This window comes from Legionella sp. MW5194 (assembly GCF_016864235.1).
GTDB lineage: Bacteria > Pseudomonadota > Gammaproteobacteria > Legionellales > Legionellaceae > Legionella_C.
Map to the genome: position 1 here is coordinate 2,646,343 of NZ_CP045732.1, position 12,038 is coordinate 2,658,380.

Consider the following 12,038-nt stretch of genomic DNA (forward strand, 5'->3'; position numbering starts at 1 on the left):
AACGAATGCCGGTTTCAAACCGGCGGGAATAATTCAAATTTGCAATCCTTTTATAGGAACTGACAAGCGCTGTCAAGAAAACAATGGATCAAGTTAAATCCTGTTTCTGTTCCTTTCCTGAAACACGAAAAACCCGCTGACGGAAGAGTAAGCCAGAATCAAGGGTTTATCTCCGTTAACTGGTTAATCGCGAAATATCATTGGTTAATGCCAGAACCGTCAACGCGATGAGGAAAGCCAATCCGACATACAATCCCGCGGCTCTTATCCCTTCAGACAATGGGCGGCGGATAATAATTTCGATGAAATAATACAGCAGATGGCCGCCATCCAACATAGGAATCGGTAATAAATTCAGTACACCAAGACTGATGCTGACCAAGGCCAGGAAAGACAAATAATAGGCAATACCGCTACGCGCCGATTCACCCGCGCCCTGGGCAATTCCAACAGGGCCACTGATGGTTTTTAAAGCCAGCTTGCCTGTAGCAAATCGGCCAATCAGGGAAAACGTCGTCGCCGTTAAATCCACCGTCTGACGCAAGGCCGTACCCAGCGCCACAATCGGACCTTCCCGCTGCACGCGTAGCCATTCTTTCGGCCAATCCACTTTCTTCGAACGAACACCGATGTAGCCTTCCTGACTGCCATTGACGTCTTTACTGCCCGTACGAAGTGCCACGGTGGCACTTTTGCCGTCACGAAGAATACCAAGCATCAGTACCCGATCCGGGCTTTTTTTCACAATCTCCACCAGATCAAGCCAATCGGACAGCGGCTTGCCGTCGACGGTTTGGATGGTGTCGTTTAAGGTCAGGCCTGCTTTTTCGGCTGGCGAATCCTCCATCACCTCACCCACAATCGGCGGAATGGTGGGGATAAACGGGGTAATCCCCAGGCTGGCCAGCGGATCCGGCTTTTGTGGATCGAGTTGCCATTCGCTCAAAGGGAGGAATACTGTCTTAAGTTCGCCGCCAGCCATGGGTTTCACGATCATGGACACGGTTTCATCGCTGCCTACCAGAGGCAGGAGCAGGTACTGAAAATCACGCCAGCTTCGCACAGGTTCGTCATTCAACTGAATGATTTCCTGTTGGGCACTGAGTCCCGCCTTGTGGGCGAGGCTACCTGGTTTGACAGCTTCGATCATGGGCGCCAGTGAATAAATACCAATCACCAGAACCAGCCACAGGGCGAGAAAAGCAAAAATCAGATTAAACAGGGGGCCGGCGGCGACAATGGCAATCCTTGCCCAGACTGATTTATTATTAAAGGCGAGGTGACGCTCTTCTGCCGGCACCTCCCCTTCGCCTTCATCCAGCATCTTGACGTAACCGCCCAAAGGCAGCAGAGACCAGGCGTACTCTGTCCCTCGCCTGTCATGCCAGCGAAACAGCACCTTGCCGAAACCAAACGAGAAACGAAGCACCTTAACGCCGCATAAACGGGCCACTATAAAATGCCCGAACTCATGCACTGTCACTAAAAGCAACAGCGCTAAAATAAAAAAAACTAATGTATAAGCCATTTGAGAGTCCCCGAAACCAGGTATTCAAGACCAAAATAAAAGGCAGGAGCCGCAGCGATAAGACTATCCAGACGATCGAGCACCCCGCCATGGCCCGGGATTAAGTGCCCCGTGTCTTTAACATGCTGGCGTCGTTTCAGGATGCTGATAAACAAATCGCCTAAAAGCGCGATAAAAAACACCAGGACATTAATGAGAACCCACATTAATGGCGCATGGGGTTGAAAATACCAATAACCTGAAACAGCAACCACGGAGGCCAACGCAGCGCCCCCGGCCAAGCCCTCCAGGGTTTTTCCGGGACTGACCACCGGAATAAGCTTGTGTTTTCCCCACTGTTTTCCTGCAAGATAGGCGCCGATGTCGGCAGCCCATACAAAAAACAATAGATAAAAAATCAGTTCTTTGCCACCCTCAAGCTCATAAATACTCAGTAGACTTTGACCAAAAAGAGGCAACAAGGCAAAACAGAGGCCGGTAACCACCGGTCGATTTCCCCAGACACGTTGCGATGCAGGAAACAACAGCACAGCAAAAATCATTAAAAACCAAAGGGTTAATCCAGCGATAAGCCAATACCCGATAACCAGGTGAATTAATAAGGCACAAACCAATAGCCCTGCAAGGATGACTAGCCTGACCGGTAGATGCACGACCGGAACAAGGGACAACCACTCCAGACCACAGGCCATGACCAGCAGGAAAACCGCTGCAGCAAACACCCAGAAGTTGGAATAATAAATAGCGGCCAATACGGCGGGAACTAAAATCAGGGTGGTTACTAATCGCTGCTTAAACATACTCTTTCTCGCTTACCTGTTGTGACGTTTTTCCATAACGGCGCTCACGCTGTTTAAAACTGAGCAAGGCCTCTTCAAATTCCACCGCCGTAAAATCAGGCCAAAGGGTGTCAATGAAATACAATTCCGTATAGGCTAACTGCCACAGAAAGAAGTTGCTGATCCGCCGCTCCCCGCTGGTGCGGATAAAAAGATCAGGTTCAGGTAAATCATGGGTACATAACTGCTGATTGAGCGTGGTTTCATTGATTTCATCCAGGCGAAGCTTGCCGGTACTGACCTGTTCAGCCATTCGTTTAGCCGCCTCGGTTATCTCCCATTTGCCGCCGTAATTCAAGACCAGATTTAAAATCAGACCCTGGTTGTCTTTGGTTAAGTGTTCAGCAATCTCCATTTCAGCACAAATCGCCGGCGGCAGGCCTTGCCGGTTGCCGGTAAACCGCAGGCAAATGGCTTTCTGGTGTAACTCCTGGACTTCATGCCGAAGCGTGGTCAGGAAGAGCTGCATTAAAAACGCCACCTCGCTTTCGGGACGCGACCAGTTTTCACTGCTGAAGGCAAACAGACTCAAAACAGGGATTTGATGCTCCAGGCAGGATCGGATGACTGTTTTAACTGTGGCAATTCCTGCCTTATGACCTTCAAAACGAAGCATGCCACGACTTTCAGCCCAACGCCCATTACCGTCCATCACAATGGCGATATGTTGCGGTAATTTACTCTTCAAACCATTTCTTCCTACGACTTCGATTGAGGCAATAGTCTAACCGCTTTGAACAAAAATTTTAAGTACTGTCTGAAGGAAGTCGCATTGACCCGCCACTGCGCCATGAACTAAGGTAAAGCATTATTCCAACACATAACGGAAACCATGACTCCATTGCATTGCGACACCGCCATCATTGGCGCCGGTGCAGCCGGTTTAAGTCTTGCCGCAGGCTTAAGCCAGTTGGGCCTGAATGTTATTCTCATTGAAAAAGGCCTCATGGGTGGCGATTGCCTGAATTATGGCTGCGTCCCCTCCAAAGCCTTAATCGCCTGCGCCAAAAATTACTGGCAGGCGCGCCATAGCCAATCGCTGGGGCTTCTTCATTTTTCAAGTCCGCGTGAACAACTGGACTTTCACCAGGTGATGCAGCATGTCCGTGATACCATTGACACCTTGGCCGTGCATGATTCCGTGGAACGTTTTGAATCCCTGGGCGTTAAAGTCATTCAGGCTCAGGCCCGCTTTATTGATAAAAAAACAATTCAGGCGGGAGATTACGTGATTAAAGCGAGACACATCGTCATTGCCACCGGCTCCTCCCCTGCCATACCGCCCATACCCGGCCTTGATGAGGTCCCTTATTTAACCAACGAAACCCTGTTTAAGCTGACAGACCTTCCCAGGCATTTGCTGGTCATTGGCGGCGGCCCCATTGGCTGCGAACTGGCGCAGGCTTTTGCCATGCTGGGCAGCCGCGTCTCTCTGCTGGAAAGTCAAGTCATTTTAAACCGCGATGACGCCGAATGTGCAGCCATTGTCCGTCAGTCCATGGAGAAGACCGGTGTGCACCTGTATGAGGGCGTTGCGATTCACCGAATTACCCATGATGCTGCCGGCATCCGCATCATCGCACAACATCATCAGAAAAGCCTGGCGCTTGACGGCAGTCATCTTCTGGTTGCAGCCGGCAGAATAACGCCGGTGGATGAATTGAATCTTGACACGGCGGGGATTCGCTGCGATGGCCGGCACATTGCTGTTAATAACAGGCTTCGAACCACTAACCGGCGTGTTTTTGCCATCGGCGATGCCGCTGGTCGACTGCAGTTTACCCATGTCGCCAATGATCATGCGGGGTTGGTACTCAAGCAAATTGCTTTTAAATTGCCTGTCCGCCTGCAGGAAAAAGCCATCCCCTGGGCCACCTACACCTACCCTGAACTTGCCCATGTCGGCTTAAGCGAACAGGACGCCCTGCAACGCCCCGACCATTACCGCATCCTTAAACTGGATTTTAAAGCCAATGATCGCGCCAACACCGACGCTAAAAGCCAGGGCCTTCTTAAAGTCATTGTTACAAAAAAGGGAACGGTATCGGGAGTCAGTCTGTGCGCAGAGGACGCCGGTGAACTGATTTTTCCCTGGATTCTGGCTGTACGGGAACAACGTTCCCTGCGCCTGTTTACCGACACGATCATCCCTTATCCCACCCGCAATGAGCTCAGCAAGCGTCTGGCGGGTCAATTTTATGCGCCCAAACTTTTCTCACCCTGGGTTAAAAAAATGGTCCGATTGCTGTCCTGGTTTTAGTGGGTGATTCTTTTCACAGCGCCGGGAGAGGGGCGAATTCTTTCTTAAGGTAACAGTCTCGTCAATCGGCCGGGTAAATGTAATAATAGCGCTTGCAGTCTAAATCCAAACACTTGCTTTACGGAGCCATAATGCAACCTAGGAAACCACTCGTCCTGATGATTCTTGACGGCTGGGGCTATCAGAAAAACAATGCCCACAATGCTATCGCTGCAGCCAATACGCCGCAATGGGACGAATGGTGGCATACCCGTCCGCATGTTTTGCTTGAGGCTTCCGGGCATGAGGTCGGACTTCCTGGCCAGCAAATGGGCAATTCCGAAGTAGGGCATATGCACATTGGCGCTGGACGGGTCATTTATCAGGATTTCACCCGCATCAACGAAGCCATTGCCAGCGGGGAATTTGCCAGCAACCCCCTTTTTATTGACGTCATTAACGACATGAAAGCACAAAACAAAGCGCTGCATGTCATGGGATTGTTATCGCCCGGCGGTGTGCACAGCCATGAGCAGCATCTGTTTGCCTTCCTGCGCCTCTGTCAGGAGCACCAGTTCAATCAGGTTTACCTGCATCTGTTTTTAGATGGCCGCGACACGCCCCCGCAAAGCGCGCTGCAAAGCCTGGCTGCCTTAAATGCTGCGCTTGAGCAGGCACCGGTCGCCACCATCGCCTCTCTCTGCGGCCGTTATTTTGCCATGGACAGGGACAAACGCTGGGAACGCGTAGCCCCCGTGTACCGCATGCTTACAGAAGCGAAAAGCAGTTACCGTTTCGCCACCGCTGAAAAAGCCATCCAGAACTTTTATGATGAAAACAAAACCGACGAATTCATACCGCCCACCGTCATTGGTGAAGGCTCTGCCATCAAATCGGGCGACTCCATTTTCTTTTTTAATTTTCGGGCTGACCGGGCCCGGCAATTGACGCAAGCGTTTATTGATGAGGACTTTGAGGGTTTTATTCGTCAGGAACAGCCGGTTTTAACTCATTTTGTCACCATGACCCGTTACGCCAAGCATTTTTTAACGGAGACGGCCTTCCCTCCCCTCAGTTTGCGTAACACCCTTGGGGAAGTGTTATCCCGTCAGGGTTTGACTCAGCTTCGCATTGCCGAAACAGAAAAATACGCCCATGTGACGTTCTTTTTTAATGGCGGTAATGAGCAGATCTTCGCCAACGAGGATCGCATTCTCATTCCCTCCCCGCCTGTCGCCACGTACGATTTGGTGCCGGAGATGAGCGCACCGGAATTAACACGCACTCTCATCGATGCCATTAAAAGCGAGGCCTACGATGTCATCATCTGTAATTATGCCAATGCCGACATGGTCGGTCATACCGGCGACTTCCAGGCCACCGTCCGCGCCATTGAATGCCTGGATCAATGCATGCAGAATGTGTGGCAGATTCTTGCCGAAGTGGGCGGCGCCCTGTTAATCACTGCCGATCATGGCAACGCGGAATGCATGTTTGACAAGACAACCAACCAGGCTCACACGGCGCATACCAGCGAGCCCGTGCCCTTTTTATACGTGGGCGCGGATTGGCATTTTAAACAAAACAAAGGCAGTCTGATTGATGTGGCGCCCACAGTTCTGGCCCTGCTGGGCATTGACAAACCGGCCGACATGACAGGCTCAGCACTTTTGGTGGAAGACGATGTCAATTCGCATTAATTCAACAGGTGGTCGCCTTGCCATTGCCTTACTGGCGTTATTGCCTGTTTTCTCAAGCACGGCGGAAAACGCGCGCGTGACTCAAACCAAATCCCGGCTCAAGCAGCTGGATAATCAAATCAATAAGCTTAAACAAACCTTAGCCACCGCCCACGACAAACGCGGCACATTAACCCGGGAACTGGAAGGCACCGAAAAACAAATCGGCGAAAACGTCAGGCACCTTCGCAGCATTCAGAATAACATGGCCAGTAAACAACAGCGCATCCATGCCTTGCAGACGCATGTGAATGAATTGAATAAACAGTTGGCCGTCCAACAGCAACTTCTGGCTCAACATGTTCGCACACGATACAAAATGGGAGAATATCAGCCCCTTAAATGGCTTTTAAATCAGGATGACCCCTATACCGTCAGCCGCTTGCTGACCTTTTATCAGTACCTGGTCCATTCGCGCCAGGCCATGATTGATGAAATCGCTTCCACCAAGAAAAACCTGACCATCAATCAGGATAATTTAAAAACCGAACTGGCTGAACAGGAATCACTTCAACATAAACTGCATGCGCATCAGCAACAACTTGAGCAGAACAAACGCTATCATACGGAAGTAATCCGCACCATCAACCACGACATTCAAAGCAAACAACACACACTCACCGAATACCAGCGCAACAAGGACAATCTCTCACGCCTATTGAAAACCCTCGCCACGGAAAGCATTGCCCGCCCCAAACAACCCTTTACTGTTATGCGGCATAAATTGCCGAGGCCAGTACAGGTTGCCCGCAATGCGGTGCAACGTCTCAATCAGGGGGTGACATTTTTTGCCGGCGAAGGGACCCCGGTTCATGCCGTTTATCCCGGCAAAATTGTTTTCAGCGACTGGCTGAACGGCTATGGCCTGCTCATGATCATTGACCATGGCCAGGGCTTTATGACCCTTTACGCGCATAACCAATCCCTGTTTAAACACAAGGGTACATACGTCATGCAGGGAGAGACCATTGCTGCCGTTGGCCACAGCGGCGGACTAAAGCAAAACGGACTATACTTCGAGGTAAGGCAACGTGGTAAAGCTGTTCCTCCGCTTGATTGGCTCTCATAACTTGCCCTCTGGCATCTATATTGCTTGCTTCATACAAAGCGGGAAGAGGTGGGCGCCCGCCGCGCCTCACAACTGTCCAAGGAGAATACAATGCGTGGCAACCTGTTATCTGGTGCATTACTTACATTAGTCACAACAGCTTTTCTGCCTTTACCCGGATTCGCCGCAACGGAGGAGGAACCGAACAAGCGAATTCCACTGGAAGATGTGCAACGTTTTTCCAACGCCATTGGCCAAATCAAAAAATATTATGTGAAGCCGGTGGATGACAAGGAATTATTTGATAATGCCATCCGCGGAATGTTAAGCGGGCTTGATCCCCATTCCACCTACCTGGATGAAGACTCCTTCAAAGAATTACAGACATCAACCAGCGGCGAATTTGGCGGTCTTGGAATTGAAGTCACCATGGAAGACGGCATTGTCAAAGTGGTTACACCCCTGGTGGACACCCCGGCATTTAAAGCCGGCATCAAGGCAGGGGATTACATCATTAAACTGGGCGCCAAATCCGTGCAGGGTATCACCCTTCAGGATGCAGTGAACATGATGCGCGGTAAGGAAGGAACAACCATTGATTTGACCATTCTGCGTAAAGGTGTGAACAAACCGCTTACTTTCTCGTTGATTCGCGAAAAAATTCTCATCAAGAGTGTTAAAAGTAAATTGCTGGATGACAGCTATGGCTATGTGCGCTTAACCCAATTCCAGGCCATGACCGCTCAGGACATGGAAAAAGCCATTGCCCAGTTAAAGCAGCAATCCGGCGGTAAACTCAAAGGCTTGATTCTTGACCTGCGCAACAACCCCGGTGGTTTACTGGATTCAGCGATCCAGGTCTCCGATGCCTTCATTGATAATGACAAGAAAGGCAGCGAAGAAATGATCGTCTACACGCAAGGCAGACTGCCCGGCTCCAAGTTCACGGCCCTCGCCAATCCCGGCGATATTTTGCAGAATGCACCGCTGATCGTGCTCATCAATAATGGCTCGGCCTCTGCTTCAGAAATTGTGGCCGGTGCGTTGAAGGATAACAAGCGCGCGATCATTGTCGGCACACGAAGCTTTGGTAAGGGATCGGTGCAAACAGTGTTGCCTCTGGACGAAAAACGGGCCATTAAATTAACCACCGCCCTTTATTACACACCATCCGGGGTGTCTATCCAGGCGAAAGGCATTACGCCCGACATTATTATTGAAGAAATTGCTGTGCCCAAATCCGGTAAAACCAAGGATTTAACCAGCTTCAGCGAAGCGGAACTGAACGGGCATCTGCTGAATCAAAATAATAATTCCAGTGAAAAAGTTGATAATTCCCACAAGGATGATCAAACCCTGTTGTATGAAGATTATCAACTGTACGCGGCTTTAACGATTCTTAAAGGGTTGGCTGTCGCTAAAAATTAATTCTTAAAACGGGTCCACTCGTCGAACTGCGGCAGCTCTTATCAAGAGCATGCACCGCGGGACGATGAGGAAACCGGATCACATCAAAGCTCCACCTTCAGGTTTTGTTGTTCTTCTTCCTTGAAATCAGCCTGACATTGCGTATCAACATGCCGACAAACAATCAAATCAATACGTCTTGACAGTGACCCTTTGGGGTTAACCAGTTCAATGCTCTTTAACCTATCAATTAACGAATCCATGTCCTTAATCGCTCCCTTGTCAATGTCTTCAACAACCTGATTGATTTCAGCCGTATGATGCCGCGCCCAATGAAAAGTAAACGCTCGACCAAGCCCTGAATTGCTCTTGGTGTAATCGTTGAGCAGATTTCTGGCGGCAACCAAAGTATCGTCCTTATCCAGTTCATAATAAGAGGTTGGATAGCTTTGAGGAATTAACTGATTAAGATGCTGGTGTTCCTGTGCAATCGTCTGTTTTTCCTGGGCCAGGAATGCGTAGCGTTGATAAAGGCGATGAAAAGCTTTCGGATTAAGGTCAAACTGTTTTTCCAGCTCTTCCCGGGTTACCTTTGAAGAAGATGGCAACACCTTGCACATCTCATCAACAGCCTGCTTTTTTTCATCAGCAATCGCTGATATTAAGGAGGTTAAAACCGATCTTGCCTGAGCAGGCTGACGCTTCAACATTTCCCCGGCGTTTGTAAAAATGGACTGTCCTGGCGTTCCTATAGCGGCAAAAGGCTCATGGAAAAGGGAGGCATTGTCTGGATCTCTCATTAATTTGATAAGGCCTTCAATCTCCGCCACAAGATCATCATCATCCTTAATCACCATTAGTCTTTTCAAGTCAGTGACTACCGACACATAGGTTTTATCCTCTTTAAAAGGGGCATTCAAATCCTTATCGGCCTCGACCAATCCTTCTGCATAATGTTGTCGTTGATAGCACAGACGTTTTGCGCTGCATCCGGCTTTTAATGGGGTAATGTCCTGTTTCTTTAAATCCTTGGCACTAAAGCTCACCCCTTCCAATGGATCAAGAAATTCGTTGGGATTGTAGGTATTTGAATTTAAAAGTCCATGCCGGCCTTTGTAAGGTTTAAAGCTACTGTAAGAGAATGGGGTTAATGTGCCATCCTCGACCAGGATCTCTTTTTCTCCTGGGCCAGGAGAGACATAAGCCAACTCCACACCTGCTTTATCCAATGCCTGCCAGATGTCCAGCATCAGTTTTTTTAAATAATCCTGATTGGGATACCCACTGTCAGAGTAATATTGAGGTCGCTTTGCAACCTTTGAATACTCCATATAAACGCAGATTTCTTTACCCCGTTGATCCCGGTCGCCTCCTCGGATGGTTGGGTCCCATGTTTCAAGTCTGCTATTGTCATCAGGAATGAATATTTTGCATTCTGGATGGTAATTCGTGTTAAACTGCTGAAGTGCACCCAACGCCTGAGCGGCCTTGATTGCATTCTCACGGCCAGGCTTGATGGCCACACGAAACTGCCAAAAAGGCTGAGCGCCTTTATCGTCATCATAATCATCGGCTACATTCCCTGGTACATCAAACCAATTATTACGCGTGTTGTTAATTTGCTGTGCTGATTCTTTTGGAAAAGGCATGATAAAAACCCTGGCTACCTAGACAACAAAATTATAACATAAAGATCTATTTTTTATCAATTAAGCCCCTGATTCTCTCCCCCTCCTGCCCTCACGTACGAACTGTTGTAAACTACCCTTAACATCACGCCACAGGAAAACCATGGGCAATTTCATTCAGGGCATGCTGTATTTCATTGCGGGCTTCAGACGGCTATCGACCCCGGGTTTGCGGCGCTTTGTTATCCTGCCGATTCTGTTTAACATCCTCTTGTTTGCCGGCTTGTTTTATCTTCTTTATCATTATCTTCTTCCCTATGCCGACTACTACCTGGACAAACTGCCTTCCTGGTTGAGCTTTTTAAGCACTGTGTTTTTTATTCTGGTGGTGGTGAGCTTTTTTTTGCTGTTTTTGATGCTGTTTACCGCCCTTTGCAACCTGATTGCAGCCCCTTTTAATGGCTTATTAGCCGAAAAAGCACAGACGCATTTTCTCCAAAGCGAACTCCCTTCTCAGCCTTTTATGGTTATGGCCTGGCGCAGCATCAAACGGCAGGGGCAGTTTCTACGTTATTTCCTGCCCCGCTTTCTGTTAACCGTGGCGCTTTTCTTCGTGCCTTTTATCCAGCCTGTTTATCCGTTCATCTGGTTTACCTTCAATGCGTGGATGCTCAGCATGCAGTATCAGGATTTTGTCATGGATAATAATCTGTTCACCTTTAATGCCATGAGGCAGCGTTTACAGCACAATCGCATGAAATCACTGGGCTTTGGTTTGATGATCAATGTCTTTAATTTCATTCCCTTGTTAAATGTAGTGACCATGCCCTCGGCAGTGATAGGCGGAGTGTTACTGTATGGTGAAGAACAGGCGGATATGCACAAACGCATCAATAAAAAACCCGCCTGAAGCGGGTTTTAGAGGGTTATTTACTCTTTGGTTTCGAATCGTGCTCCTCCGATTCCTCCGTCAGGGAAGGAGAACCTGATCGCCCCCTGTCAGCAAAGAAAGGCGGAGTTGATTTTGAACGATAAAGCCCCTTGGGATTCTCAGACGATTCCATCGTACCCGGCTCTGACCCCACGGATACTAAAGGCGCGCCATCGGCCCAGGCACCGGTGGTAATTCTTGACTCCTGAGATTCCGAGGATTGCAGGGCCACCGATTCAGTCTCCTCTTCCTCCAGTTTACTCAGGTTTACAACGGCATAATTTAAAAACACTTCGTCGTTTTGAGCATTTTGGTAACCCAGTGACTCCTTGCCCACCAGACGAGTGAATTGGCATTGATTTTCATCGAGACCCAAGGCGGCGGCGATTAAAGAACGGGCACGTGCCTCAAGCCCTTCCTTATTTTGAATGGTTGCCTCGATAGTGCCTTCCTTTCCTTCAAGCGCAAATCGCACGATTAATTTCATTTAAGCCTCGTTGACGGGTAAATTCTGCAATTATACCATTAGATTAAATTTTATTCAATAAGACTATTTTTAGAAACAAAGCATACCCCTTTTCAAATCACGATGTTAATAAATTACACAATAAAACGGCTGAGTTAATATTTAAGTAAGGTTTTTATGCTATTTTGTAACTAGATCATATTAAATCAGTTG

General features: G+C 48.8%; 10 protein-coding genes. 5 read left to right on the forward strand and 5 right to left on the reverse strand.

What is annotated here, in order from left to right:
* Nucleotides 1-175 precede the first annotated feature (175 nt).
* The 3 genes from rseP to GH742_RS12190 are packed head-to-tail and all read right to left on the reverse strand — an operon-like array spanning nucleotide 176 to nucleotide 3,055.
* The gene (rseP, locus tag GH742_RS12180; protein WP_203455191.1) at nucleotides 176-1,528 is read right to left on the reverse strand and encodes an RIP metalloprotease RseP; all 1,353 of its coding nucleotides are present in this window, start codon (nucleotides 1,526-1,528) and stop codon (nucleotides 176-178) included.
* Nucleotides 1,513-2,328, reverse strand: a complete 816-nt coding sequence (locus tag GH742_RS12185) for a phosphatidate cytidylyltransferase (RefSeq protein ID WP_203455192.1) — start codon at nucleotides 2,326-2,328, stop codon at nucleotides 1,513-1,515. Before GH742_RS12185 ends, rseP begins: the two co-directional genes overlap by 16 nt.
* Entirely contained in the window at nucleotides 2,321-3,055 is a 735-nt protein-coding gene (locus tag GH742_RS12190; RefSeq protein WP_203455193.1) for an isoprenyl transferase, read from the reverse strand. The genes GH742_RS12185 and GH742_RS12190 overlap by 8 nt, the downstream gene beginning before the upstream one ends.
* Before the next feature lie 144 nt (nucleotides 3,056-3,199).
* Here GH742_RS12190 and GH742_RS12195 point away from each other — a divergent pair, with 144 nt between their 5' ends.
* From GH742_RS12195 to GH742_RS12210, 4 genes are all read left to right on the forward strand, one after another.
* Nucleotides 3,200-4,627 (forward strand): NAD(P)/FAD-dependent oxidoreductase, encoded by a 1,428-nt coding sequence (locus tag GH742_RS12195; protein ID WP_203455194.1) that lies wholly within the window; start codon nucleotides 3,200-3,202, stop codon nucleotides 4,625-4,627.
* Nucleotides 4,628-4,758: 131 nt separating this feature from the next.
* The gene (gene gpmI / locus GH742_RS12200; protein ID WP_203455195.1) at nucleotides 4,759-6,306 is read left to right on the forward strand and encodes a 2,3-bisphosphoglycerate-independent phosphoglycerate mutase; all 1,548 of its coding nucleotides are present in this window, start codon (nucleotides 4,759-4,761) and stop codon (nucleotides 6,304-6,306) included.
* Entirely contained in the window at nucleotides 6,290-7,414 is a 1,125-nt protein-coding gene (locus GH742_RS12205; RefSeq protein WP_203455196.1) for a murein hydrolase activator EnvC, read from the forward strand. Before gpmI ends, GH742_RS12205 begins: the two co-directional genes overlap by 17 nt.
* A 90-nt stretch (nucleotides 7,415-7,504) precedes the next feature.
* Entirely contained in the window at nucleotides 7,505-8,821 is a 1,317-nt protein-coding gene (locus tag GH742_RS12210; protein ID WP_203455197.1) for a S41 family peptidase, read from the forward strand.
* 83 nt (nucleotides 8,822-8,904) lie between these two features.
* Here GH742_RS12210 and GH742_RS12215 read toward each other — a convergent pair whose 3' ends face one another.
* Nucleotides 8,905-10,449 (reverse strand): DUF5617 domain-containing protein, encoded by a 1,545-nt coding sequence (locus tag GH742_RS12215; RefSeq protein WP_203455198.1) that lies wholly within the window; start codon nucleotides 10,447-10,449, stop codon nucleotides 8,905-8,907.
* Between the two features lie 142 nt (nucleotides 10,450-10,591).
* Here GH742_RS12215 and cysZ point away from each other — a divergent pair, with 142 nt between their 5' ends.
* Nucleotides 10,592-11,338, forward strand: a complete 747-nt coding sequence (gene cysZ, locus GH742_RS12220; RefSeq protein ID WP_203455199.1) for a sulfate transporter CysZ — start codon at nucleotides 10,592-10,594, stop codon at nucleotides 11,336-11,338.
* 16 nt (nucleotides 11,339-11,354) lie between these two features.
* On the opposite strand, the gene GH742_RS12225 is transcribed toward cysZ, so the two are convergent.
* Nucleotides 11,355-11,846: a hypothetical protein gene (locus tag GH742_RS12225; protein ID WP_203455200.1), complete on the reverse strand. Its 492-nt coding sequence runs from the start codon at nucleotides 11,844-11,846 to the stop codon at nucleotides 11,355-11,357.
* Nucleotides 11,847-12,038 lie beyond the last annotated feature (192 nt).

Coding starts and splice junctions, on each gene's coding strand:
- rseP (WP_203455191.1), bottom strand. CDS start 1,528: ATGGCTTATACATTAGTTTTTTTTATTTTAGCGCTGTTGCTTTTAGTG.
- GH742_RS12185 (WP_203455192.1), bottom strand. CDS start 2,328: ATGTTTAAGCAGCGATTAGTAACCACCCTGATTTTAGTTCCCGCCGTA.
- GH742_RS12195 (WP_203455194.1), top strand. CDS start 3,200: ATGACTCCATTGCATTGCGACACCGCCATCATTGGCGCCGGTGCAGCC.
- gpmI (WP_203455195.1), top strand. CDS start 4,759: ATGCAACCTAGGAAACCACTCGTCCTGATGATTCTTGACGGCTGGGGC.
- GH742_RS12205 (WP_203455196.1), top strand. CDS start 6,290: ATGTCAATTCGCATTAATTCAACAGGTGGTCGCCTTGCCATTGCCTTA.
- GH742_RS12210 (WP_203455197.1), top strand. CDS start 7,505: ATGCGTGGCAACCTGTTATCTGGTGCATTACTTACATTAGTCACAACA.
- GH742_RS12215 (WP_203455198.1), bottom strand. CDS start 10,449: ATGCCTTTTCCAAAAGAATCAGCACAGCAAATTAACAACACGCGTAAT.
- cysZ (WP_203455199.1), top strand. CDS start 10,592: ATGGGCAATTTCATTCAGGGCATGCTGTATTTCATTGCGGGCTTCAGA.
- GH742_RS12225 (WP_203455200.1), bottom strand. CDS start 11,846: ATGAAATTAATCGTGCGATTTGCGCTTGAAGGAAAGGAAGGCACTATC.